At 62.5% G+C, this 22,727-nt stretch carries 23 protein-coding genes and 2 pseudogenes; 14 read left to right on the top strand and 11 right to left on the bottom strand.

All coding sequences use genetic code 11. The annotated features are described in order from the left end of the window. Nucleotides 1-72: 72 nt before the first annotated feature. The 6 genes from ACZBJS_RS03490 to ACZBJS_RS03465 are packed head-to-tail and all read right to left on the bottom strand — an operon-like array spanning nt 73 to nt 3,824. The gene (locus ACZBJS_RS03490; protein WP_456851625.1) at nt 73-864 is read right to left on the bottom strand and encodes an acetoacetate decarboxylase; all 792 of its coding nucleotides are present in this window, start codon (nt 862-864) and stop codon (nt 73-75) included. A 29-nt stretch (nt 865-893) separates the two neighbouring features. Further along, nucleotides 894-2,066, bottom strand: coding sequence for a DUF3734 domain-containing protein (locus tag ACZBJS_RS03485; RefSeq protein WP_456851623.1), 1,173 nt, complete (start codon nt 2,064-2,066; stop codon nt 894-896). Nucleotides 2,067-2,106: 40 nt separating this feature from the next. Next, the gene (locus tag ACZBJS_RS03480; protein ID WP_463438362.1) at nt 2,107-2,709 is read right to left on the bottom strand and encodes a PepSY domain-containing protein; all 603 of its coding nucleotides are present in this window, start codon (nt 2,707-2,709) and stop codon (nt 2,107-2,109) included. A gap of 30 nt (nt 2,710-2,739) precedes the next feature. Continuing rightward, nucleotides 2,740-3,447, bottom strand: a complete 708-nt coding sequence (locus tag ACZBJS_RS03475; RefSeq protein WP_456851619.1) for a hypothetical protein — start codon at nt 3,445-3,447, stop codon at nt 2,740-2,742. A gap of 21 nt (nt 3,448-3,468) precedes the next feature. Beyond that, nucleotides 3,469-3,624: a hypothetical protein gene (locus ACZBJS_RS03470; RefSeq protein WP_168857423.1), complete on the bottom strand. Its 156-nt coding sequence runs from the start codon at nt 3,622-3,624 to the stop codon at nt 3,469-3,471. Next, nucleotides 3,621-3,824: a hypothetical protein gene (locus ACZBJS_RS03465; RefSeq protein ID WP_141340181.1), complete on the bottom strand. Its 204-nt coding sequence runs from the start codon at nt 3,822-3,824 to the stop codon at nt 3,621-3,623. Before ACZBJS_RS03465 ends, ACZBJS_RS03470 begins: the two co-directional genes overlap by 4 nt. Nucleotides 3,825-3,976: 152 nt before the next feature. On the opposite strand from ACZBJS_RS03465, the gene ACZBJS_RS03460 reads away from it, so the two are divergent. From ACZBJS_RS03460 to ACZBJS_RS03450, 3 genes are all read left to right on the top strand, one after another. Beyond that, a complete protein-coding gene (locus ACZBJS_RS03460; protein ID WP_141340180.1) occupies nt 3,977-4,228 on the top strand; it encodes a hypothetical protein in 252 nt (83 codons plus the stop codon). A gap of 71 nt (nt 4,229-4,299) precedes the next feature. Next, nucleotides 4,300-4,737, top strand: coding sequence for a hypothetical protein (locus tag ACZBJS_RS03455; protein ID WP_168857422.1), 438 nt, complete (start codon nt 4,300-4,302; stop codon nt 4,735-4,737). A gap of 8 nt (nt 4,738-4,745) precedes the next feature. After that, a complete protein-coding gene (locus ACZBJS_RS03450; protein ID WP_463438361.1) occupies nt 4,746-5,396 on the top strand; it encodes a TetR/AcrR family transcriptional regulator in 651 nt (216 codons plus the stop codon). A gap of 44 nt (nt 5,397-5,440) precedes the next feature. On the opposite strand, the gene ACZBJS_RS03445 is transcribed toward ACZBJS_RS03450, so the two are convergent. Next, nucleotides 5,441-6,094 (bottom strand): TetR/AcrR family transcriptional regulator, encoded by a 654-nt coding sequence (locus ACZBJS_RS03445; RefSeq protein ID WP_141340178.1) that lies wholly within the window; start codon nt 6,092-6,094, stop codon nt 5,441-5,443. Nucleotides 6,095-6,301: 207 nt separating this feature from the next. Between ACZBJS_RS03445 and ACZBJS_RS03440 the strand changes: the two genes are divergently transcribed. From ACZBJS_RS03440 to ACZBJS_RS03425, 4 genes are read left to right on the top strand one after another with little or no spacing between them, the layout of a single operon-like run. Continuing rightward, nucleotides 6,302-7,171 carry a histidine kinase dimerization/phosphoacceptor domain -containing protein gene (locus ACZBJS_RS03440; RefSeq protein ID WP_463438360.1) on the top strand — a complete coding sequence of 290 codons (870 nt, stop codon included), beginning with the start codon at nt 6,302-6,304 and terminating at the stop codon, nt 7,169-7,171. After that, a complete protein-coding gene (locus ACZBJS_RS03435) occupies nt 7,168-8,292 on the top strand; it encodes an efflux RND transporter periplasmic adaptor subunit (protein WP_463438359.1) in 1,125 nt (374 codons plus the stop codon). Before ACZBJS_RS03440 ends, ACZBJS_RS03435 begins: the two co-directional genes overlap by 4 nt. Next, the gene (locus tag ACZBJS_RS03430) at nt 8,289-9,365 is read left to right on the top strand and encodes an efflux RND transporter periplasmic adaptor subunit (protein ID WP_463438358.1); all 1,077 of its coding nucleotides are present in this window, start codon (nt 8,289-8,291) and stop codon (nt 9,363-9,365) included. Before ACZBJS_RS03435 ends, ACZBJS_RS03430 begins: the two co-directional genes overlap by 4 nt. Beyond that, nucleotides 9,362-12,508, top strand: a complete 3,147-nt coding sequence (locus tag ACZBJS_RS03425) for an efflux RND transporter permease subunit (RefSeq protein ID WP_463438357.1) — start codon at nt 9,362-9,364, stop codon at nt 12,506-12,508. The genes ACZBJS_RS03430 and ACZBJS_RS03425 overlap by 4 nt, the downstream gene beginning before the upstream one ends. A gap of 501 nt (nt 12,509-13,009) precedes the next feature. Here ACZBJS_RS03425 and ACZBJS_RS03420 read toward each other — a convergent pair. Continuing rightward, entirely contained in the window at nt 13,010-13,198 is a 189-nt protein-coding gene (locus ACZBJS_RS03420) for a hypothetical protein (protein ID WP_456851604.1), read from the bottom strand. A 66-nt stretch (nt 13,199-13,264) separates the two neighbouring features. Further along, nucleotides 13,265-14,161, bottom strand: a complete 897-nt coding sequence (locus ACZBJS_RS03415; protein ID WP_456827385.1) for a LysR family transcriptional regulator — start codon at nt 14,159-14,161, stop codon at nt 13,265-13,267. Between the two features lie 81 nt (nt 14,162-14,242). Between ACZBJS_RS03415 and ACZBJS_RS03410 the strand changes: the two genes are divergently transcribed. From ACZBJS_RS03410 to ACZBJS_RS03390, 5 genes are read left to right on the top strand one after another with little or no spacing between them, the layout of a single operon-like run. After that, nucleotides 14,243-14,818: a hypothetical protein gene (locus ACZBJS_RS03410; protein WP_463438356.1), complete on the top strand. Its 576-nt coding sequence runs from the start codon at nt 14,243-14,245 to the stop codon at nt 14,816-14,818. Nucleotides 14,819-14,820: 2 nt separating this feature from the next. Next, nucleotides 14,821-16,026: an efflux RND transporter periplasmic adaptor subunit gene (locus tag ACZBJS_RS03405; RefSeq protein ID WP_463438371.1), complete on the top strand. Its 1,206-nt coding sequence runs from the start codon at nt 14,821-14,823 to the stop codon at nt 16,024-16,026. Further along, on the top strand, nt 16,023-19,154 hold the full coding sequence (locus tag ACZBJS_RS03400; RefSeq protein ID WP_463438355.1) for an efflux RND transporter permease subunit: 3,132 nt from the start codon (nt 16,023-16,025) through the stop codon (nt 19,152-19,154). The genes ACZBJS_RS03405 and ACZBJS_RS03400 overlap by 4 nt, the downstream gene beginning before the upstream one ends. 54 nt (nt 19,155-19,208) lie before the next feature. Beyond that, entirely contained in the window at nt 19,209-19,565 is a 357-nt protein-coding gene (locus ACZBJS_RS03395) for a hypothetical protein (RefSeq protein ID WP_463438354.1), read from the top strand. Beyond that, nucleotides 19,562-19,708: a hypothetical protein gene (locus ACZBJS_RS03390; protein ID WP_316398799.1), complete on the top strand. Its 147-nt coding sequence runs from the start codon at nt 19,562-19,564 to the stop codon at nt 19,706-19,708. Before ACZBJS_RS03395 ends, ACZBJS_RS03390 begins: the two co-directional genes overlap by 4 nt. A 74-nt stretch (nt 19,709-19,782) precedes the next feature. Here ACZBJS_RS03390 and ACZBJS_RS03385 read toward each other — a convergent pair. Next, nucleotides 19,783-19,866 (bottom strand): annotated as a pseudogene (locus ACZBJS_RS03385) (FMN-binding negative transcriptional regulator); the annotation flags it as partial. A gap of 247 nt (nt 19,867-20,113) precedes the next feature. On the opposite strand from ACZBJS_RS03385, the gene ACZBJS_RS03380 reads away from it, so the two are divergent. Next, complete coding sequence (locus tag ACZBJS_RS03380; protein ID WP_316398798.1) at nt 20,114-20,980, top strand: LysR substrate-binding domain-containing protein; 867 nt, start codon at nt 20,114-20,116, stop codon at nt 20,978-20,980. Nucleotides 20,981-21,386: 406 nt separating this feature from the next. Then, nucleotides 21,387-21,563, top strand: a pseudogene (locus tag ACZBJS_RS03375) (FUSC family protein); the annotation flags it as partial. An 80-nt stretch (nt 21,564-21,643) separates the two neighbouring features. Here the strand turns inward: ACZBJS_RS03375 and ACZBJS_RS03370 are convergent. Continuing rightward, a complete protein-coding gene (locus ACZBJS_RS03370) occupies nt 21,644-22,591 on the bottom strand; it encodes a helix-turn-helix domain-containing protein (RefSeq protein ID WP_463438353.1) in 948 nt (315 codons plus the stop codon). Nucleotides 22,592-22,727: the final 136 nt, after the last annotated feature.

Raw genomic sequence — 22,727 nt, 5'->3', positions numbered from 1 at the left:
TCGTACACTTTCCTCACTACACATGCGAATGACGATAGCTGCTGCGCCGGAGTTCGCGACGCCCAGTTGAACTTAAAAGACCAAGGCTTTCTCACCGGCTCGAATCGAGCCGCGAGCCGGCTGCTGCAAATAGTCGTGCACCACCTTTCCGAGGCCGAGCGTAAGGTCGGCGCGGATGTGGACGGCAGAGATGATCTCCAGGACCGGAAGGTCGGCAACGGGCGCCAGGGCGTGGGGCGCCAAGGCGAGGGCCGCGGGTCCGGCCCAGGCACCCTTCAGCACGATGTCTTCGAGATGATATTGGACGAGTTCGCAGATGCGGGAGCTGCCGTCGACATGTGGGATGATCTTGAGCAGGAAGTTCGGCTCGTTCAGGGCCGCCTTGATTTTCGACAAGTCGGCCGCGCGATGCTTGTAGCCCATCGTCCCGGTCGCAACCCGGAGCGGGCCGTAATCCAGCGTGCCGATCAATGTGTCGATCTCGGTTCGCAATGTCGGCTGGGCGAGCTTCTTCGGAAAGCCCCATAGCTCGCGCCCGCCCGCAATGGGGCCTTCGTCGTTGAGGAACATGCAATGCGTATAGCCGCCCTTGCGTCCGCGGAAGGAGACGGGGATGACCTGTCCGCTTTCCGTGTAATCGCCAAAGCCGTTCGAATCCGGCATGCGAATGAATTCATACTTGACCAGAGCTTCTCGCACGTCGACCTCAAGCGGCTCAGGAACCACCGCCTGGAGCTTGGCCGGATCGGTGCGATAGGTGATGATCAGGTATTCGCGATCGACGAACCGGTAAGGCCCGGGCGGATACGCCGGGTTGGTCAGCGGCATCGCAAAGGCTCGTTGTTTCACGTCAATCTCGCGCATTTGTGCTCTCCAGGCGGTTGGGGTGGGGCCTACTCGCGGCCGTCTTGTTCGAGATCAAACGTGAAGACCCCGTCGGGGCTCGAAGGCCGCGCGAGCACCTCGGGATGGCGCAGCGTGCGCAGCGCGTCGTGGTAGCCGGCTTGCCAGTGGTCCTGCATCGAAAGGCGCGAGAATTCGTAATCCTTGGAGTGCCCCTCGTGATTGCGCGCGCGATAGATCAGATGGACGATGTTGTAGACGTTGCGGGACACTGCCGTGCTGAGGAGTTTTACGTTCTCGTGCTGGCTGAGATCGTCAGGCAGTCGGCCAAGCAGATCCGTGAGTGCGCGCCGCAGGCGCTGCACGCGCTTGAATTGGTCGGTGCTGGCGCGGGTGCGGCTGGAATACTGGATCTCCTTGTGTCGCGTGACGACTTCAGCCATGTTGCGCGGAAGTTGACCGCGGGCGCTCCAGAGGTCGACCTGGAAGGCAAGCATGTCCTGCGGGGCATCAGACTCGATCACCCATTGCAGCGGTGTGTTGGAGACGAGACCGCCGTCCCAATAGTGCTCCCCCTCGATTTCCACGGCAGGGAAGCCCGGCGGCAGCGCGCCGCTTGCCATGATATGCTCGGGCCGGATCGTATGGGTCGTGTTGTCGAAATAGACGAAATTCCCTGTTCGTACGTTGACCGCGCCCGCGCTGAAGCGCGTCGTTCCATCATTGAGACGATCGAAGTCGACCAGGCGCTCCAGCGTCGTCTTGAGTGCGCGTGTGTCGTAAATACTGGTCGCATCGTTGGCGCCAGCGAGCTGCAGCCAGGGTGGGATGGGGCGGGCGGAAAAAAATCCGGTTGCGCCGCACGCCGCTGCCAGGCCGGCGCTCATTTGATTGATGAGGTTGCGCGTGTTGTCGCTCTTCGCCCAATCAAGGAAAGGTGTTCCGGATAAGTCCCAGGGCGCCGTTGAAGTGACCTGGGTCCAGAAGTCGCGCAGGCGCTCGACACGGGACTCAGGCGGGTTGCCCGCGATGATGGCGGCGTTGATGGCTCCGATCGAAATGCCGGCGACCCAATCAGGATCAATGCTGGCTTCGGCCAAGGCTTCGTACACGCCCGCCTGATAGGCGCCGAGCGCGCCACCGCCTTGCAACAGCAGCGCGATGCAGTCAAAGGGTAACCGTCGTTGCGCGGAAAAGAGCTCGGATCGAGGCTGGAAGTTCATGGTGCGGTTGCTCTTGAGTTTTGCGAAGTGAACACGCGTTTCAGCGCTGGCTTGCGCTCTGCTTTCCAACTCTGCGCGGCTCGAGCATCACTTCCTTCAAATGGTCCCCGGCGGCGACGACGACCACGAAATTCAGCCTGCCTTCTTGTCTCACGAGACCACCGGCGAGCGCACTGCCGGCCGCAGCTCTTTCGGCGACTTGCACCGCATCCGACATTTCCTGCTTGCTCCATTTCAAGGCAGTCATCTTGGCGAGATCGTCCCGATCGAGCTCCTTCAGGGAAGACGCCAGCTCCTTGCCCGTGAAGCTTCCGGTATTTGCATCGATGGCGTTCTCCCACACGTTTTCATTTCTCATCGTGCGAACGCGGTAGACGGGTGGGTTGGCGAGTTCAAAGCTGATGTCGGCAGTCTTCGAGCCGTCATGCAGACGCTCGGCGATCTCCATTGCCCGGCTGAGCGGGACTCGTATGGTGCGGAATTCCGTGAGTACGCGCCGGATCGCAGCGTCCTCGGCTTCGCTTTGCGCCGTCGCGCTCGGCCTGTCCCCGTCTGCGGGATTTTGTGCCACGTCGGCAACCGCGCCGGTCGTCGTGAGCGCAGCGGACCATACAATCAGGGCAAACAAATGCTTCTTCGACATTGGTGAACCTCGTTTAGATTGGTCGACCGCCTACCAAAGGCGAGTGAGGGCGAACGTATCGCTGCAAGAGCTGTGGCCTGCCGAGCCGCAAGATCCCGCAGTGCCATGCGGTGTCGCGCGCCGCGCGGCTTGCCGTCGTTTCTCGGCAGATAGGTGAGAAAGCTTGTGGGTTATCTCCGGCGAAGCCAATACAATGGAATTTCGGGAGACGTCCTCGACCGCCGACTGTGCAAGACTGTTGCGCGGTTGTGGGGGCATCGTCACGGGAGAAACCTCGTCTTCATCGGTTTGAACGTCCGAGCCCGTGTTTTGAATCGTATCGGGTGCATGGTCCGGCTGCGTAGTGGCTGCGGCGATCTCCTTGTCAGCGGATGACGGCAGGAGCTGATTGGTATCGATCACGACTCGCTCCGGTCCCTTGAGGCCGGAGTGGACGCGAATTGAAGGCCGCACAGCATCTGGTCCGGCAAAGTGGTCCGGGAGCTGCACCGGCAGCACCCAGTCGGTCGCCAGAAGCAAGCAGACCAGGGCGCTGCCAACCGTAAGAAAATAGCCGCGCAAGGGAAGGCCGTGATCAGTCGATCGGCTCGCGCGCATGAACTCGAGGGATCGTCGGTTCACGGCACGCGTCGCCTGGCAGCGGAATAATTCAGTCTCATTGTCGGATACTCCAAAGGGCGCGATGCCGGCTCGCGTGCTCGGCATTTGCCACTTCAAAACTTCGGCGATGTTCGGCACGCCAGGACTCCGGATGCCGTCTCACGCGGTGTGCGCGTGATAGTCGATTTCGTCGGGCGCAACGCCTCTGCGCGCCAGTTCGGACTCGATCATGTCGAACATGCATTCGAGCGGCGCGAGCCAGACGTTGACCCAGTAAATGATGCTGTTGCGGGCCATCAGCAGAGCTGGCGTCATGCGAATGTCCTCCGTTCCTGGCCAAGCCTGACGGTACTGAGCCGGCGGACGAGGGTTCGGACCCACGCGACCATCGAGATCGTGATGCCGAGCAGCAGGCTCAGGACCACGAGACACAAAGCGAGGACAACGTTCAGCGACGCCGCGGCGAGCCCCGGTAAGGGGTTTTCACGCATCAACGCGAAGAGAAGAGTTGACATTCTCGACCTCATTAATAAACTATACCGTATATTTCATATAAAACATGCTTCATGGTTGATGTCAAAGGCAAGGGCCTCACAAACGCGTTACGGCGAAGCGAGGCTCCGCTCCGGCGAACCAGAAGCTTCAAGCGGTGAGAGGATTCGACGTGATGAGATTGACGCTGGCGCTGTTCATCGGCGCGGGGGTCGTGGCTGCGAGCTCAGCCGCGTCCGCCCAGGAGAACCGTGGCACTCCGGAGCAGAGAGCGGCCTGTGCGCCCGACGCCTTTCGTCTGTGCAGTGTCTACATTCCCGATCCGTCGGGAGTAGAAGCCTGTCTGCGGCTCAGGAAGTCGGACCTCAGCGAAGCGTGCAAAACAGTGTTCGAGCAGGCGAGCACCGGATCAGACAGGGCCAAATAGAAGCAGCTTCGCAGGGGCGAGATCAGATCCGCGTTGATTGCATCAATCCTTTTGGAAACAGGAGCGACATAATGAGTACCATGTACATACCGGCTTTGGCCGCCTTCGGCGGCTCTGCGTTCGGATCGGTTTCGACCATCGTGAGTGGATGGTTCAGCCGACGACGTAAATTGCGTGAGCGTCATCACGCCCGCTCGTTCTCGAAGCGTGAGCGGCTGTATCGCAGCTTCATCGAGGAAGCATCACGGCTCTACGCCGAGGCCCTGGTCAATGATCAGGCAGAAATTCCGCAGCTCGTCAGTCTCCATACGCTGGTGGGACGAATGCGGATTCTCTCGAGCAACGAGGTTGTTCAGGCCGCCGAGCGCACCGGGCGTCTGATCATCGAAACCTATCTGTCGCCAAATCGCACGTTTGTGGATCTGCCCAACTTCATCGAGGAAATAGATCCATTGCGCGATTTCGGCGAAGCTTGCCGTCGCGAACTCATGAACCGGCCAGCTCCGTGAGAAGCGTGATGCGGGAGCAGATTGACGACCGGACCAGGAATGCGGGCGGGCGCCGCAGGATCGTGCGGGCAGCCAAGGCCCTCTATTGTCAGATCGGTCACAACAAGACCACCGTGGCCGACATCGGCCGGAGCTTGTCGATGTCCTCAGCCAACATCTATCGCTTCTTTCGCTCAAAACAGGCGATCGAGGAGGCTGTCGTAGGTGAATTGCTCGATGAGATCGTGAGCGCGGCAGCCGAGGCGGGGCGCGGCGGCGGGTCGGTGCTGCGGCGCCTGACCGCAATCCTGAAGGCGATTGCCGAGTGTAACGAAGGTCGACCCGCAAGGGACCGGAGACTGCAGGACCTTTTGGCCTCGGCGGTTCGGCAGAATTGGTCCGTCGTCCTCGCCTACGAGGACCAGATCAGGGGGGTGGTCCGGCCAGTGATCGGCACCGGTCAAGAAAACGGGGAGTTGCGGGACGGCAGTCCGATGGCATTGACCTGCTGCCTTCTGGAGGCCCTTGATGTCTACCTCAATCCCTCGCGGACCGGAGTGATGACGCTTCGGCCGAGTTTCGAGGAAATGTTGAGTTTCTGTACGGGTGCGTTGCGCCGCACGCCGTCGGTGCAAGCGCTCGATATGGCATCGCACCTGGAGATAGCGGTGGGCCGCTGACGGATCGGCTCGGGCGGCCCCGCGATCAGACGGCAGGCCTGCAACTAGTGGTACCAGTCCGACTCGCACGCCGCCAGGAAGAAGCCGACCCGTTCGCGCACGAAACCGGGAAGCTCCTTCTTCAGGTCTTTCGGCGTCTCGCCGATGAGCGAGCGAAACAGCATCGGCAGCAGGACCAGGTCAAGGAAGATCTGCGCCGTGGCGCGGCTTCGTTTGGCGCTGAACGGTCCCCTTGGTGTACGGGCAAGCTTCTGGGTGGCGTTATCCAGCCACTGCGACACCGCAGCCAGGGAGCGATCGCGCGCGGCGTCGTGGACGTTGCGGCTCAGTTCGGGAAACCGCTGAGATTCGGCGATCGTCGCCCGGACCATGCCCAGCGACTCCTCGATAACCCTATCGACAATGGCGATTCCGAGGCTCATCAACTTGTCCTCGATGGTGCGGCCTTCGGGCGAGAAGCCCTCAAAATCCGTCAGCCCGTCGATGCTGCGAGCCACCACGGCCGCGAACAGTGCTTCTTTGCCGGGGAAATGAGCATAGATGGTCGGCTTGCTCGCGGGAGCAAGTTCGGAAATGTCGTCGATGCTTGCGCTGCGGAAGCCTTTTTCGAGAAACAGTTGCTGGGCTGCATCGAGAATTCGCGCCTGCGCGTCGCCGGCAAGATCCTTGGGCGGTCTGCCTCGCTTCGTCTTCTTCATTCTTGGACCTCCAAAATCACGAATCTGTGCGCGTCGGTTTCCCACTTGACACGGGCCGCAAAGAAAGGCAAGAAAAAGAAAATATACGGTATAGTTTATTAAGTGGGGGCTCGATGGTTGCGGGCCTGGCGAATGCTCCTGCGAGGATCAGGCTCGCATAGGTGGGGCGTTCGAGCCCAATCGTCCGAGCAAAATGAGGAGAGTGTCGTGACTATCTTGAGCCCAGACCCGTCCGGCTTGCCGGAGCGCGTTCTGTTGCGCGAACTGCATCACAGGGTCACCAACGGGGTTGCCTTCGCCATCGATGTTGTCTCCGCCGCCGCCGTTCGGGTCGAGGGGAAGGAAGCCAAAAGCGCACTCAGCGATGTCGTGGAGCTGCTGCACGGTTATGCCGACGTGCATCGCGCTCTGGCGATGCCTGCGGGAGATACGCTGATTCACGCCGCCACCTACATTCGCAAATTGGAAGGTGGCATGCGCCGAGCGCTGCTGGACCGGATGAACATTCAACTGGCCTTCGCGACTCACTGCCTCGCGCTTCAGCCGGAGCGCTGCTGGCACCTGGGGCTGATCGTCCATGAACTCGTGATGCACGCGGCTAGGCACGCCTGCTTCGACGGGCGGGCCGGGCAGATCAAGGTCAAGCTGACGCGCGCCGGCGCCCTGGTGAATTGCGTCGTTCTGGACAACGGCTCGCGCCCGGCGCGCGACGTCTCTGACCGCGAACTGCGAACAGCGAGAGATCTTGCCAGGGCTCTCGGCGGCCGGATCGAGCAAGGCTTTGGCGCCGAATTCACCTCGATTGTCCTCTCTTTTCCGCTCAGCGAGCGCGAACTGGGTCCAAACCGGTCAATCGCGACGCGCCAGGCGAGGGCTCCGCGCCGCACGAGAGCTGCCGCTTCAGACAAAGTGGTGTTGAAGGCCAGCGCAGCGGCCGATCAATGCGGGCCTACCGCTGCGATAGACCCGTTTGCGGGATTGCTGTGCCAGCACGACCGCGAGCTGGTCCTCCCCTGTCGGTCCGCCGATGTCCTTGGCGGGCTGCTGTCGCCTTCCCATCCTGCGGACGCGTCATGACAACCCATTCTTCCAATCCGACCGATCCGCTTCGGACGCTCCCTGCGGCCAAGGCCCTCGTCGCGGCGGCCGTGCTTGCCGGCGTCGCGCTGAGCGGCTGCAACGACCGCGCGTCACAGACGGCCGCGCGCGCCACACTGGTCCGGACCACGATCGTGCAGCCGCGCGACCGGCAAGCCTCTCTCACGCTGACCGGGGAGATCCAGGCGCGCTTTCGTGCCGATCTATCTTTCCGCGTCAGCGGACGCGTGGTTGCCCGTACCGTGGACGTCGGTGCTCACGTCAACATAGGCGACGTTCTCGCCCGTCTCGATCCGGCGGAGCAACAGGCCGACGTCGATGCCGCGACCTCGGCAGTGGCCTCGGCCGAAGCCCAGCTGCGCGTGGCGAAGGCTACCTTCGAACGTCAGAAAGCGCTCATCGCAAGCGGCTTCACCACCCGGACCGTGTACGACCAGGCCCAGGAAGGTTTACGAACCGCAGAGGGCGTGCTGGAAGCCGCCAAGGCCCAACTGGGCACCTCCAAGGATGCGCTCGGCTATGCCGTCCTGCGCGCTGAAGCCGACGGTGTCATTACCGCTCGAAACCTCGAGGTCGGCCAGGTCGTTCCGGCTGCCCAGCCTGTGTTCTCGCTTGCCCAAGATGGGGAGCGGGATGCCGTCTTTGAGGTCTATGAATCCGTATTTCTTGGCGAGACCGACAGCCGCCGCATCACGCTGGCGCTGGTCTCCGATCCCGCCGTGATCGCGACGGGTGAGGTGAGAGAGATCTCACCGGCGATCGACGCGAAGAGCTCCACGATCCGCGTCAAGGTGTCCATCGACAATCCGCCGGCCGCGATGACGCTGGGCAGCGCCGTCGCCGGAACTGTCAAGACGAAAGCTCAGAAGGACATCACCTTGCCCTGGAGCGCGCTGATGGCCGCAGGCAGGAGGCCTGCCGTCTGGACCGTAGACCCGAAAACGAAGACTGCGTCGCTGAAGTCCGTCACGGTCGGCGCTTATGAAGCCGGTCAGGTGCTGATCAAGTCAGGCCTCGAGCCCGGCGAGCGCGTCGTCGTCGACGGCGGCAAGCTTCTGAGTGTCGGCCAGTCGGTCACTGAGGAGGGAGATCAGTCATGAAGCGACAGGTCATGATGATCGCTGGCACGCTCGCGGCGGCCTCGTTGCTCACCGACTGCCAGCAGGAGATGAACGCGCCGGAGCCCGTGCGCCCCGTGCTCTCAATGGTGGCCAAGCCGAACAGCGGTGACAGTACGGTTGCCGTCGGCGTCGTCGAGCCGCGCTACAAGACCAACCTTGGTTTTCGCGTGCTCGGACGGCTGACTTCGCGCCCGGTCTACGTTGGCGACATCGTCAGCGAAGGACAAATCATCGGGACGATTGATCCCACTGCACTCGATCTCGCCGTTCGCGCGGCCAAAGCTCAACTTGCGAAGGCCGAGGCGCAGTTTGCGACGGCCAAGGCCACGGAGGAGCGGCAACGCACGCTCATCACCAGCGATGCGACCACCAGGCAGACGCTGGATAATGCCGAGCAGGCCCGCGCCGGCGCCGAAGCAAGCGTCGCGCAGGAGCAGGCGAACCTGACCAAAGCCATCGAGCAACTCGGCTATGCCCAGATCAAGGCCGACTTCGGCGGTGTCGTCACCGCCGTCGGCGCGGAAGTCGGCCAGGTGGTCTCGCCCGGTCAAACCGTAGTGACGGTCGCGCGGCCGGACATTCGCGAGGCGGTCGTCGATATCGGGGAAGACCTACCAGTGCCGCTCGAAGTCGGTCTCCCGTTCACCGTCAGCCTGCAGCTCCTTCCCGCGGTTCAGGTCGAAGGCAGCATCCGCGAAATCGCACCGCAGGCCGATGCGGTGACGCGGCTGCGACGTGTCCGGATTGCGCTCGACAACCCGCCCGAAAGCTTCCGTCTTGGCGCGACCGTCACGGCAAAGCTCGGGAAGGACCAGAGCAAGGTCTTGCGCCTACCCGCATCAGCGGTGCTCGCCCGGGACGGCGCAGATTTCGTCTGGGTGGTCGATCAGTCCGCCGGCACCGTCTCGCTGCAGAAGATCGATGGTGTCGCCGAACAGGCGGGCATCCGCGTCACCGGCGGACTTGCCGCCGGCGCCCGCGTCGTCACCGCCGGAGTCCACAGCCTCAAGCCCGGACAACACGTCCGTATCGAACAGGATCAAGAGCCATGAAGTCTTTCAACCTTTCGGACTGGGCGCTCGGCCATCGTTCGCTCGTCTGGTATTTCATGATCGCCTTCATGGCGGCCGGCCTGTTTGCCTATCTCCAGCTGGGACGACAGGAGGATCCTGACTTCACCATCAAGACCATGGTGATCCAGGCGCAGTGGCCGGGCGCCTCGCCCGAGGAGATGACGCGTCAGGTCACCGACCGGATCGAGAAGAAGCTGGAGGAACTGGAATCGCTCGACTACACCAAGAGTGTAACGGTCGCGGGTCAGGCCACCGTCTTCGTCTACTTGCGCGATTCGACCAAGGCGGCCGACGTCAAGCCGACCTGGGTGCGCGTCCGAAACATGATCGCAGACATCAGGGGCGATTTCCCACAAGGCGTGATCGGGCCCGGTTTCAACGACCGCTTCGGTGACGTCTTCGGCAACGTCTATGCCTTCACCAGCGACGGCTTGAGCCAGCGACAGCTCCGCGATCAGGTCGAGGATGTCAGGGCCAAGGTGCTGACGGTGCCCGATGTCGGCAAGGTCGACATTCTCGGCGCGCAGGACGAGGTGATTTATCTGGAATTTTCTACCCGCAAGATCGCAGCGCTCGGTCTCGACGTCCACGCCATCATGAATTCGCTCCAGGGCCAGAACGCGGTGGCGCCCTCCGGCGTGTTCCAGGAGGGGCCGGAGCGGATCAGCGTCCGCGTCAACGGCCAGTTCACCTCGGAGGCGAGCCTGAAGGCGGTCAATCTGCGCATCAACGACCGCTTCTTCCCGCTGACCGATGTCGCGACCATCACGCGCGGCTATGCCGATCCGCCGTCAACCCTGTTTCGGTACAACGGTCAGCCCGCCATCGCCCTCGCGATCGGCATGAAATCCGGCGCCAACCTGCTGCAGTTCGGCGAGGCGCTGAAGGAGGAGATGACGAAGATCATCGCCGACCTGCCGATCGGCGTCGGCGTCCACCTGGTTGCCGACCAGCCCGTCGTGGTCGAACATGCGGTCTCGGGCTTCACCGAAGCCCTGTTCGAGGCCGTGATCATCGTGCTCGGCATCAGCTTTCTGAGCCTGGGCATGCGAGCCGGTCTCGTGGTCGCCATCGCCATTCCGCTCGTGCTCGCGATCACCTTCGTCGTGATGGCCTATTGCGGCATCTCGCTGCAGCGCATTTCGCTGGGCGCCTTGATCATCGCGCTTGGCCTCTTGGTCGACGACGCCATGATCGCGGTCGAGATGATGGTGGCGCGGCTCGAGATCGGCGATCCCCTCGAAAAGGCGGCAACCCACGTCTATACGTCGACCGCGTTCCCGATGCTGACGGGAACGCTTGTCACGGTTGCTGGCTTCATCCCGATCGGGCTCAACAGCAGCAATGCCGGCGAGTTCACGTTCACGCTGTTCGTCGTGATCGCGGTGTCGCTGATCGTCTCCTGGATCGTGGCCGTCTTGTTCACGCCGTTGCTCGGCGTCACCATTCTGCCAGCGAAGATGAAGGGACACCACGAGCAAAAGGGGCGCGTCGCGCAGATGTTCGCGCGCCTGCTGCTGTTCTGCATGCATCACCGTTGGAGCACCGTCGCTGTCACGGCCGGGGCCTTCCTGCTCGCCCTGTTCGGCTTGCAGTTTGTGCAGCAGCAGTTCTTCCCCTCGTCCGACCGTGCCGAACTCGTGATCGACTGGAACCTGCCACAGAACGCTTCGATCACCGAGACCAATACCCAGATGGCGCGCTTCGAGCGCGAGCAGTTGCAGGGCAATGACTCCATCGAGCACTGGTCCACCTATGTCGGCACCGGCGCGCCGCGCTTCGTTCTGTCGTTCGACCTGCAGACCGCCAACACCTGGTTCGGTCAGCAGGTGATCGTGACCAAGGGCGGCATCGCCGCGCGCGACAAGCTCAAGTCGCAGTTCGAGGACTATTTGAGGAAGACGTTCCCGGGCACCGACACCTACGTCAAGCTGCTCGAGGTCGGCCCTCCCGTGGGACGTCCGGTGCAATACCGCCTGAGCGGCCCCGACATCGCCGAGGTACGCAACCTCGCGCAGAATCTCGCAGGCGTCATCCGCAGCAATCCTGACCTCGGCAATGTGGTGTTCGACTGGATGGAGCCGGCGCGCGTCGTCAAGGTCGACGTGCTCCAGGACAAGGCGCGCCAGCTCGGCGTGACCTCGGAAGATATCGCCACCACCCTGAACTCGGTGCTTCAGGGCTCGCCGGTCACGCAGGTGCGTGACAGCATTTATCTCGTCAACGTCACGGGACGAGCGACCGCGCCGGAGCGCGCTTCGATTGATACGCTGCGCGACCTGCAGATGACCGGGCTCGGCGGCCAATCGGTGCCGCTCGGCGCGGTCGCCAATCTGCGCTACGAGCTGGAGCAGCCCACGATCTGGCGCCGCGCCAGGATCCCGACGATTACTCTCAAGGCCGCCGTGGTCGGCAACGTTCAGCCGAAGACGGTCGTCGACCAGCTCGCGCCGAAGGTGGCGGAATTTACCAAGCAGCTGCCCGCGGGCTACTCGATCAAGATCGGCGGCTCGGTGGAGGAGAGTGCCAAGAGCCAGGGGCCGATCGTCGCGGTCGTACCATTGATGCTGTTCATCATGGCGACCGTGCTGATGGTGCAGCTGCAGAGCTTTTCGCGCCTGTTTCTGGTGTTCGCTGTCGCCCCGCTCGCGCTGATCGGCGTTGTCATGGCCATGCTGCCAAGCGGCGCGCCGCTGGGCTTCGTGGCCATCCTCGGCGTGCTGGCTCTCATCGGCATCCTGGTCCGGAACTCCGTGATCCTGATCGTGCAAATCGAGGATCTCAAGAAGGAGGGCAGGCCCGCCTGGGATGCCGTGGTGGAAGCAACCGAGCACCGCATGCGACCAATCTTGTTGACCGCGGCCGCCGCAAGTCTCGCGTTGATCCCAATCGCACGCGAAATTTTCTGGGGGCCGATGGCCTATGCCATGATGGGTGGGATCATCGTCGGTACGCTGCTGACGCTGCTGTTTCTGCCGGCGCTGTATGTGGCGTGGTTTAGAATTCATCCTGATCACAGCGATCAACTGCATGGGGCCGATGCTCCGGTGCACGAAATCGCCGCGCCCGGGCGAAGCTCCCCGCGCGATGCGTCAGCGCCGACCCTTGAGCCGCAATTCTAGCAAGGGAGACGCTATGTCCCGAAAGAAACCGTTGACGCTGGCTGCGACGTTCGCAGCGATTTCGCAGGTGCCAGGTGCGGCGTTTGCGCAATTCCCGCCGCCTCGTGCTGCGGATACGATGCCAATAGCACCTGTTGCTACGCCCCACAGCGCTACCGGCGCGTCCTCATCTCCGATTAGCTCCCGCTCATCCTCCCAAGTATGCTCATGGATATCGTAGGCGCCCTGGCTTGGCTGGTTCGTGTGCCGAAAACCGGCTCGATTTCAGCAGTGGCACGCAGGATCTTTTCCCTCGATCAGTATTTGGGCGTCCGTCCTCTGTGTCGAACTGCGTAGCTCGGTCTATGTTGGTTCCTAAGTCCCACTCCCGATGGTGCCGGTCTTCCAACGTGCTCGCGCAGAGGAATTTTCAATTCTGCGCGTAGCTGAATTGGTGGGTTTTGGTCTACGAAGGTCGAAAATGCTTTATCTTTCAACGGGGATTGACTGACACTCTCTCCGTCACATCATTCGGCTGACAGCGGCTCGCCCGATATCGTCCAGCTTTCTCCTGTCAAAGATCGCTATCCGCAAGGTCTTGAAAGAGGTGTAATCGTCGGGCTTCGCGCCGATCCAGATGCCGGGAAGCATCATCGGCAACCGCTCGCCATGCAGTGACGTCGCCTGGAGGATGAGGTTTTCCGGGGTCAATGCCCCCGTAAAATCAGGCTGATCTGCACACCGAGGATCTCTGGTGTAGCCACATGCCGCTCGTCGTCAGATTGCGGCTGTCGCTGCCACGATGGTGTCGCGCAGCCAGCGATGGGCCGGCACGTCGTCGAACCGGCGGTGCCACATCATGACGCTGCGCAGCCTGGGAGTGTCGAATGGAAGCTCGTGGATCTCGATGGCATGGGCCCGACGAAACTCCTGCGCGAGCTTGCGCCCGAGGATGGCGATCAAGTTGGATTGGACCAGAACAGCACCAGCGGACAGATAGGGCACGTCAAGTGCAACGGTGCGGGTCCCCTTCTGCGTCAATGCCTGATCGATGAACTCCAGATCCTCGCCACTTGAGCTGATCGCAAGATGGGGCGTTGCCGCGAGGGCCTCGACCGTCAGCTTCTTCCGTAGCGCGGGGTGGCCGCCTCTCAAAGCCGCGACATAGCGATCATCGATCAATAGCCGCGAGGCAAATCGCTCGCCGGCCGCTTCCCTCGCGGCGATCGCGAGATCGAGTTCGCCGCGATCGAGCCGATCGGCAAGATTGAGCGTGCCGCTCGGGACCAACGACAACCGCACTTTCGGCGCCTGGGCGCGGACGGCGGCCACGATAGGGCCCACCGCGACGACTGCGGCATAATTGTTGACCGCGATGGCAAAGCGCCGGTCGGCCGTGGACGGCTCGAAGCTGTCGCCTTCCACTGCGAGCTGGAGCTCGTTGAGCGCTTTTCGGACCGGTAGCGCAAGCTGCTCGGCCCGCGGCGTCGGCATCATTCCCGACGGCGTGCGGACGAACAATTTGTCCTTCAGCGCGTGTCGAAGCCTGTTCAGCGCGTGGCTGACTGCGGGTTGGCTGATCGAAAGCGCATCGGCCGCCCGCACGACGCTTCTCTCATGCAGTACGGCGTCAAATACCAGCAGCAGATTGAGATCGAGATTGCGAAGTCTCATGGCGGACTAGATGCACAACGTGAATTGAGAGATAAAGGCAATTCATTTGAATAATAGGCTGAGGAACGCCAGTTTCCCAGCATGTTCTTCGTCAGTCACACCGCGACGCCCTCGGCGCGGCCCAATGCAAGGATCATGGTCGTGCTGATTGCCGGCCCGGAACCGTCGACCCTAGCGCCGGAAGATCTGGCGCCCTGGCGGCAGGTAATCCCCTCCGCAATGTGGGCTCTCATCGGCCTGACCCAGGTCAACCGGACCACGATTCTCGACAATATCGCCGCGCTGATGAAGCGAAGGGCGGCCAACCCCCGGCGGTTGATTCTCCTCGGTTGTGGCGAAACCGGGCGTCGAGCGTTCGAGCTCGTCGCCCAAGGTACGATCGACTGCGCAGGGATCGTCGCGATCGACATACCCTGCCACCCGCTCTCGTTCGCCATCGTTCCAACGCCTGCGGCTATCCGCCTCGTCGTGCATCACCACGGCTCGGGGCGGGCCGGAGATGGCCTCGTCGAGCAATTGCAGCGCGCGGACATTGACGTTCGCGTCATCGGACTTGGTGCTGTCGCCAACAAATCAGCGACAATCGCGAGCGCTGCGGAAGCCTTTGTGCTGGAGCTGGCCGCGATGGTCGGTCGTCACACCGGACACGGAGCTTGAAGATGATGATGCCAAGACCTCTGAAGATGGCGGGTGCAGCTCTTCTAGTCACCGCGGCGGCCGGCTTTGGCGGATATATCTGGCTGGGTTCGGCGAAAAGCGCCGCATCCCGTGGCGAGGCCTCCCGCACGCCTGTCCCCATACAGGCCGCTATCCCGGTGACAGCCGCAGGCGTCGCGCAAGGTGATGCGCCTATCGTTGTGGAAGGCCTTGGCACAGTCAGCCCGCTCAACACCGCGACCATTCGTACTCAGGTGCAGGGCACTCTCGAAAGCGTCGACTTTGTCGAGGGACAGGAGGTGAAACGTGGCCAGGTGCTGGCCCGCATCGATCAGCGCGTCTACGAGGCGCAGGTGGACCAGGCGGAAGCGGCGCTCGTTCGCGACCAGGCAAGCCTGAAAAATGCGAAGGCAAACCTAGCGCGGACACGACCGCTTGCGGACCGTGGCTTTGCCACCCAGCAAGCGCTGGATACGCAGAATTCGCAGGTGGCGCAGGGCGAGGGTACCATTCAGCTCGACCAGGCAGCGCTCGAGGCGGCGCAAACGCAGTTGAGCTTCACCACGATCACCGCGCCATTGGATGGCGTTACCGGCATCCGCCGAATCGATCCAGGCAATATCGTCCAGCCCAGTGATCCCAACGGTCTCGTCGTGCTGACCCAGCTGCAGCCGATCGCAGTAATCTTCACCTTGCCATCCACCGAGATCCCCGATGTGCAGAAGGCGATTGCGGCGGGAGACGTCGCGGTCGACGCCTATGATGCTTCGAACCGCCGCAGGCTCGATCATGGCAGCCTGATGCTGATCGACAATCAGGTGGACAGCTCGACCGGCACGGTGCGGCTCAAGGCCTCCTTTCCCAATGCCGCCCGGACTCTCTGGCCCGGCGCGTTCGTCAACATCCATCTGACCATCGCGGTCCGCAAGAATGCGCTGACCGTGCCACTGACGGCGGTCCAGCAGGGCCCGAACGGCGTCTTTGTGTACGTGATCGGGCCCGACCACAAGGTAACTGTGCGCCAGGTCGTAGCGGGGCAATCGCGTGCCGGCAAGGTGCTGATCGAGCAGGGGCTGTCACCGAACGAGACCGTGGTGACCGCAGGTCAATACCGGCTCAGCGCGGGAACGAGGGTCGAACTCGTTCCGGACAGCCAGAGCAGCCGGGTTCAGAACGCCACCACCGCAAGTGCAGGGATGCTGCCATGAACGTTTCAGCAGGGTTTATTCGCAAACCCGTCGCGACCGCTTTTCTCACCATTGGGATTACCCTGATCGGGTTGGTTGCCTTCTTTCAACTGCCGATCTCGGCGTTGCCGACGGTGGATACGCCCACGATCCAAGTGACCGCGCAGTTGCCGGGCGCCGATCCGCAGACCATGGGCTCCTCGGTTGCAACGCCCTTAGAGCGGCAATTCGGCCAGATTGCAGGGCTGACCGTCATGAGCTCGAGCAGCGGGCTCGGCAATACGCAGATCACCCTGCAATTTGCGCTGAACCGCAGCGTCGATGCCGCCGCACAGGACGTGCAGACGGCGATCAATGCGGCCTCAGGCCAGTTGCCGAAGAACATGCCGTCACCGCCGATCTTCCGGAAGATCAACCCAGCCGATGTCCCGGTGCTTTTGATCGCATTGACGTCGGACACCCAGCCGCTCACCAAGGTCAACGACTATGCCGACAGCATTTTGGGGCAAAAACTCTCCCAGGTGCCGGGCGTGTCGCTGGTCACAATCGGCGGCGCGCAGAAGCCGTCGATCCGGGTACAGGTCAACCCGGCGAAGCTCGCGGCGGCGGGGCTCGATCTCGAACAGCTCCGTGCAACGCTGGGCGTCGCGACCGTCAACCAGCCGAAGGGCGCGCTCTACGGGGCGCAGCAATCCTTCACGCTGGCCACTAACGACCAGATCCTGACCGCCAAGGGCTATGACGACCTCATCATCGCCTATCGGCATGGCGCGCCGCTGAGGCTTCGCGACGTCGGCCAGGCGATCGTCGCCGCCGAGGACATTACGCTGCATGGCTGGTTCAACGACAAGCCGGCCGTCGTCCTTGCGATTCAGCGGCAGCCCGGCGCCAACGTAATCGCCACCGTCGACCGGATCAAGCAGCTGCTTCCGCAGCTGATCTCAGGCCTGCCGTCTGACATCAAGGTCGAGATTGCCTCCGACCGCACCCAGACCATCCGCGCGAGCGTGGCGGACGTGCAGTTCACATTGGTGCTGACGATCGCTTTGGTCGTAGGCGTGATCTTCCTGTTCCTGCGCAACGTCCGAGCGACGCTGATCCCCGGCATCTCCGTGCCGATCTCCCTGATCGGCACCTTCGGGGTGATGTATCTGTTCAACTACAGCCTCGACAACCTGTCGCTGATGGGACTGTCGATCGCGGTCGGTTTCGTGGTCGACGACGCCATCGTGATGATCGAGAACATTTCGCGGCATATCGAGGAAGGCTTGCCGCCATTTGAGGCGGCGTTGAAAGGGGCCGGCGAGATCGGCTTCACCATCATGTCGATCTCGGTGTCGCTGGTGGCGGTGTTCATTCCGCTGCTCTTGATGAGGGGCGTCATCGGACGCATGTTCCAGGAATTGGCCGTCACGGTGTGCGTCGCGATCGCGGTATCCGTTATCGTCTCGGTGACGCTGACACCAATGATGTGCGCCTACCTTCTCGACTCAGGGCACGGCGCGAACCCGGGAGCGCTGTTGCGCGGCCTTGAGCGGGGCTTTGTCGCGATCCAGGCCGGCTACGAAGCCGTGCTCCGGCTCACGCTGCGGTTCAAGCCGCTAACCATGGCGGTGTTGCTCGCAAGCGTAGGAGTCACAGGTGTGCTGTTCGCGGGCATTCCGAAAGGGTTCTTCCCTCAGCAGGACACCGGCATGATCGCCGGCATCACGGAGGCGTCCGCCGATGTCTCGCCGAGCCAAATGGCGGAGCTGCAGCGTCATGTCATCGACATCATCGCAAAAGACCCTTCGGTCGCCAATGCAACCGGCTATATCGGGCCGGGCGGCCCGACCGTCACCGAGAACAACGGTCGCCTGTTCGTGCTGCTCAAGCCGCGCGCGCAGCGGCAGTACTCGTCCGACCAGGTGATCCGTCAGCTCGATGCCAAGCTGCAGACGCAAAAGGGCATTCAGGTGTTCATGCAGTCCACGCAGGACATCAACCTTGCGAGCCGGCTATCGAAGACGCAGTATCAGTTCACGCTGACGGATGTGAATCAGGACGAGCTCAACAGCTGGTCCGACAAGCTGTTCAATAAGCTCAAGACGCTGCCGGAACTGGCCGACGTCGCGACCGACCAGGCCAATGCCGCCCGCCAGCTCAAGCTGAATATCGACCGCGACGCCGCGTCTCGGTTGGGCATCGATCCCGCGGCGGTCGACAATGCGCTCTATGACGCGTTCGGTCAGCGCCACGTCGCCCAGATCTTCACGACGCTCAACACCTACTATGTCATCCTGGAAGCCGATCCTTCGTTCCAGCTTGGGCCCTATGCGTTGAACCGCATTTATGTCAGCTCCTCCAACGGGTCTATGGTGCCGCTGAGCCAGTTCACCTCGATCGAATACGGTGTTGCACCGCTCTCAGTGAACCACCAGAGCCAGTTTCCGTCGGTGACATTGAGCTTCAACCTCGCGCCCGGGACGGCGGTGGGTACGGCGGTAGCTGCCGTGCAGAAAGCCACGGCCGACTTGCACATGCCTTCGACAGTCGCGACCAGCTTCCAGGGCAATGCCCAGGCATTCCAATCCTCGCTGTCTTCTACGCCGATCCTCATCGTTGCCGCCGTGATCGCCGTCTACCTCATCCTGGGCATGCTGTATGAAAGCGCTATTCACCCGGTCACCATTCTGTCGACGCTGCCGTCCGCAGGGCTGGGCGCTCTGCTGACGCTCTGGGCGTTCGGCTTCGGTCTCGACGTGATTGGGTTGATCGGGATTATCCTGCTGATCGGCATCGTGCAGAAGAACGGCATTATGCTGATCGATTTCGCGCTCGAAGCCGAGCGCAACAGAGGGCTAACGGCCGAGCAATCGGCATACGAAGCCTGCCGCATCCGGTTTCGTCCAATCCTCATGACGACGATGTGCGCGATGCTCGGCGGCGTGCCGTTGATGATCGGCACCGGCACCGGCGCAGAGCTACGCCAGCCGCTAGGATACGCCATAGTCGGTGGCCTGATTGTATCTCAGCTGATGACGCTGTTCACCACGCCGGTTGTCTACATCTACCTCGATGGGATGAGCCGGTGGTTTGCCGGCCTGCGTGCGAAGGTTTGGCCCTCGCGAGGCGACCACGGAGCCGGCGCCGCGGAGACGGTTTCGTAAACGCTGCAGGAGATATTCGAGTGCCCTAGACATGCTCGGGTCAGCTGCGTCGCTTTGACAACTCTGCGCACGTTCTGGCTCGCCCAGGCGCTGGTGACCGCATCGGGCGACATCGACGGACAGGCGCTGCTTCGCGGGATCGATCTGAGCCCTTGGGCCGCGGCAGCGGCCATTGTGCCGATCTGCCAGCTTAGCGTTGTGGCCGTGCCGTCCGTGCGCCGACGAAATCCGCACACCGTTTTCTGGGGTGCCATTGCGATGCTGAGCGAGGCGGCGACTGTGTTCGCGCAAAATGTGGACACATTTCTCGGGGTAGGGGACCTGCCCGCCAGCCTCCATGTCGCGGCCTTGCTGCTGCTCGCGATTATCGTCGACCATCGCCTGGCCGGCATGATCGCGGAGGAATCATGATCGCGCTCGTTGGGCTGTCCTTGAGCAGCCAAGTGCTCATGGCAGTGCCGGTGTTCCTGGCCGGATTTTGCTCTTCTGCGGCGGGTTTCGCGCCGCTCGCTTTCTCCGCGACTGTCTATTCGGCCTCAACCGTCAACCGATGAGGTCGAGCGGTGTAGTGGGGACATCGTGCGCTTACTGTCGGCATCGACGTCCGGCAACCCGGGGGCACGAATCGTTGGATTTGCGCACCCACCCAAGTCGGCACCACCTTCCCGGTTTCTTGCTTGGTGGCATACCATGAGGGCGTCACATAGTCCTCGGACTGTTGGTCATCAGCCTGATGCGAGCGGCGCCGGCGGGGCCGCTGACGCCAGCGGGAACATTGAGCGCCGTTCGAAGCTGGCGAAGATTGGCAGCGTCGCTTCTGGCATCGGCAGGGACCACAGCCACGCGGGCGGCGAGCAGCGCAAGGCGATGCTGCATCAGACTTGCTAGCGCAAAGGGGCTTTGGTTCGACTCGCGCCCCGCGACCGCGGCGAGAGTTCTCCAATTGCTTCGGAGCCTTTCTGACCGTGGTCGAGCAGGGCAGTTTGTCCGCGGCGGCGCGCCGGTTGAAAACACCGCTCACAACGGTGAGCCGCAACGTATCTGAGCTCGAGTCTCACCTTCGGACGAAGCTCTTCAACCGATCGAACCGACAGCTGGCGTTAACCGAGACAGGCGCTTCCTACCTTGCGGCCTGCAAGCGTATCCTCACGGACGTGAGTGAAGCGGAGCGTACAGCGTCCGGTGAGTATACCGCGCCGACTGGCGAGTTGTCTGTGACCACCCCGCTGGGTCTTGGGCGTATCATCCTCATGCCGATCATCGTGGACTTTCTCAAGACTTATCCGGATATCAAGGTCCGGATGATCCCTACTGATCAAAAACTGAGTCTGGCTCAGGAGCAAATCGATATCGCGGTGCGGATCGGCGAGCTCCCGGATTCGAGCTTGATAGCGTTACGGCTCGGCAGCACACGCCGAGTGGTCTGCGCCAGTCCCACCTATCTGGCGGCTCGCGGAACGCCGCGCACGCCAGACGATCTGGTCGAGCATGATTGCATCAGTTATGCCGGCTTCTCGCCACCCGATTCCTGGACATTCGTCAGGGACAAGGCGACCATAGCGGTGCCAGTGCGTACGCGGCTCATCGTCGGCAGCGCCGAAGCGGCTTGCGCCGCCGCGTGCGCTGGCGCGGGAATTTCCATTGTCTTTGCCTATCAACTCCATGATGCGCCGGGGGAAGGAGCCTTGACAACCGTCCTCAATGCATTTCAGCCGCCGGCAATGCCGGTCAACCTCGTCTACGCGGCCAACCGTTTTCTGCCGATCAAAGTTCGCGCTTTTCTGGACTTTGCCGCGCCGCGGCTGAAGCGAGCCTTCGCGGAGTAGGCCGCTACGGGGGGCTCGGTCCGAGCTTCCGGAATTTGGAAGCGCGACCCGCGACCGCCCGCGTCGGCTCCATCAATGGCCTCGCCATCCGCCTGCGCAATCTGATCGATGTCGCACGCGACTGCCGGCTCCTGCGTGAGGCAATCGTTGACGATCACGATCCCGATTCACTGCCTCTTGCCTTCCCTCCCAGCCCGTTGGCGATAGCCGTCCCGCATCGGGACTACTGGTCTGCGCTCCTGTCGGCCGGGTCGGTGGCCCTTGCGGTGCTGGGCTGCTGCTGTTTCGTCATTAACGACGAGGAACAGTCCGTAGAAGTTGCGGAACGTCGGAAGGGGATCGTCGACGCCCGCGAGAAGGCTGCCGACGACGGCAGCAGACAATGCCGTCGGTCCAGCCGGTCAGTCTTGCCGTCGCGCTCTGGGTCGGCATTTGCCTATACCTCTCGCTGCTCGACGGCACGCCGCGCAGCTACATATTCATGCTCGCCGGCTACACCGTGGCGCTGCTCGGGTTTCCGATCGTCACAGCTCCGCAGGCGACGTTCGACATTGTGGTCTCCCGGGTGCAGGAAATCACGCTCTGCGGGGTGGGCGCACGAAGGTGGCGCTGCGGACCGGAAAGCACCTGACATTCAGGCCTGCAGGCGCCATAGGCGACGCGCTAACGCGCACGCCGTCGCCAATTGCTCGGGGTATCGCCCGTTAGCTTCCTGAACGCCGCGGCGAACGCGGTTTGGGAAGAATAGCCGAGCGCGACCGCGATTGAGAGCACCGACGCGTCGGTGTCGCGTAGCATATTTTTAGCTTCCTCCAGCCGTTTCTGGCGTCGCCAAGCATGCGGGGAGAGCCCGGTGCTTTCCTTGAAGGCGCGGCAGAAGTGAAATCGCGAAAGACCAGCATCAGAAGCGAGCGCCGCGAGCGATACGTCCGCATCGTTATCCGCACGCAGGCGCTCGATGGCGCGGCGCAACACTATCGGTGAGAGGCCGCCCAGCGTCGGCTGGAACGTGGTCGGCACACCGACATGCGCTGCCAGCAGGCGCGTGGTCACGAGGTCCATCAGCTGATGCCTGAAAAGGGTATCCAGGCCGTTGCCGTCCATGGCACCGGCCGCTGTCAGGAGCAATCGAGATGTAATGAGATCGGGCTGCGCCGTCCGCTCCAGGAGATCGGTTGAGGTGGTGCTGTCGAGCTCACCTGCAACCCGCTCGAGCGTGGTGTGCGGAAGATAGAGTTGGACGACGTCGACAGGCTTCGGAATATCCCACCGAGAGCTCGATCCTTCGGGAATGATGATCACGGCTCCGGGGCGAAGCGTACCGATAGCGACCGCGCTTCCCGTCCGCCGCATTATGCGCTGCACCGTGCCGTTGTACGCCATGATCACGTGATGGCTCATGGGCGCGACGACGTCGTGCAGCGGATCATGCTTCCAGTGGGCGATGCCGGCGCCGCAGGAATCCAAAGCCATGTGAAGTGGGGTGGTCCCGACCACCCGCGCCATTTCTGCACTAGGGTGAGGTCGCTCGACATGGGCCGGAGTGACTTGGCACGCCTCAGGCGCACCTGACGCGTCCTCCAAGGCATCGCGCGAGATGTGCTTGTTCATGAACGTATGCTCGCCTCAGCGGGAATGCAGGTTGTGGCCGTGACCTGGCCTGGCTGGGTTCGTAGGGGGGATGCGCACGTCAGTGCGCGTCGGGTGCAGGGCGGGCAGAACCCTTGTTCCCGAAGGATGTGAAAAT

Source organism: Bradyrhizobium sp. KZN70725, from assembly GCF_055264925.1.
The sequence above is the reverse complement of the archived record's forward strand: the minus strand, read 5'-3'. Positions and strand labels throughout refer to the sequence as shown.

Bases quoted from the DNA above. Each gene is read 5' to 3' on its own strand.
- ACZBJS_RS03430 (WP_463438358.1), top strand. From the start codon at position 8,289: ATGAAGCGACAGGTCATGATGATCGCTGGCACGCTCGCGGCGGCCTCG.
- ACZBJS_RS03400 (WP_463438355.1), top strand. From the start codon at position 16,023: ATGAACGTTTCAGCAGGGTTTATTCGCAAACCCGTCGCGACCGCTTTT.
- ACZBJS_RS03460 (WP_141340180.1), top strand. From the start codon at position 3,977: ATGAGATTGACGCTGGCGCTGTTCATCGGCGCGGGGGTCGTGGCTGCG.
- ACZBJS_RS03445 (WP_141340178.1), bottom strand. From the start codon at position 6,094: ATGAAGAAGACGAAGCGAGGCAGACCGCCCAAGGATCTTGCCGGCGAC.
- ACZBJS_RS03485 (WP_456851623.1), bottom strand. From the start codon at position 2,066: ATGAACTTCCAGCCTCGATCCGAGCTCTTTTCCGCGCAACGACGGTTA.
- ACZBJS_RS03455 (WP_168857422.1), top strand. From the start codon at position 4,300: ATGAGTACCATGTACATACCGGCTTTGGCCGCCTTCGGCGGCTCTGCG.
- ACZBJS_RS03405 (WP_463438371.1), top strand. From the start codon at position 14,821: ATGATGATGCCAAGACCTCTGAAGATGGCGGGTGCAGCTCTTCTAGTC.
- ACZBJS_RS03480 (WP_463438362.1), bottom strand. From the start codon at position 2,709: ATGTCGAAGAAGCATTTGTTTGCCCTGATTGTATGGTCCGCTGCGCTC.
- ACZBJS_RS03425 (WP_463438357.1), top strand. From the start codon at position 9,362: ATGAAGTCTTTCAACCTTTCGGACTGGGCGCTCGGCCATCGTTCGCTC.
- ACZBJS_RS03490 (WP_456851625.1), bottom strand. From the start codon at position 864: ATGCGCGAGATTGACGTGAAACAACGAGCCTTTGCGATGCCGCTGACC.
- ACZBJS_RS03470 (WP_168857423.1), bottom strand. From the start codon at position 3,624: ATGACGCCAGCTCTGCTGATGGCCCGCAACAGCATCATTTACTGGGTC.
- ACZBJS_RS03465 (WP_141340181.1), bottom strand. From the start codon at position 3,824: ATGTCAACTCTTCTCTTCGCGTTGATGCGTGAAAACCCCTTACCGGGG.
- ACZBJS_RS03370 (WP_463438353.1), bottom strand. From the start codon at position 22,591: ATGAACAAGCACATCTCGCGCGATGCCTTGGAGGACGCGTCAGGTGCG.
- ACZBJS_RS03390 (WP_316398799.1), top strand. From the start codon at position 19,562: ATGATCGCGCTCGTTGGGCTGTCCTTGAGCAGCCAAGTGCTCATGGCA.
- ACZBJS_RS03410 (WP_463438356.1), top strand. From the start codon at position 14,243: ATGTTCTTCGTCAGTCACACCGCGACGCCCTCGGCGCGGCCCAATGCA.
- ACZBJS_RS03450 (WP_463438361.1), top strand. From the start codon at position 4,746: ATGCGGGAGCAGATTGACGACCGGACCAGGAATGCGGGCGGGCGCCGC.
- ACZBJS_RS03415 (WP_456827385.1), bottom strand. From the start codon at position 14,161: ATGAGACTTCGCAATCTCGATCTCAATCTGCTGCTGGTATTTGACGCC.
- ACZBJS_RS03435 (WP_463438359.1), top strand. From the start codon at position 7,168: ATGACAACCCATTCTTCCAATCCGACCGATCCGCTTCGGACGCTCCCT.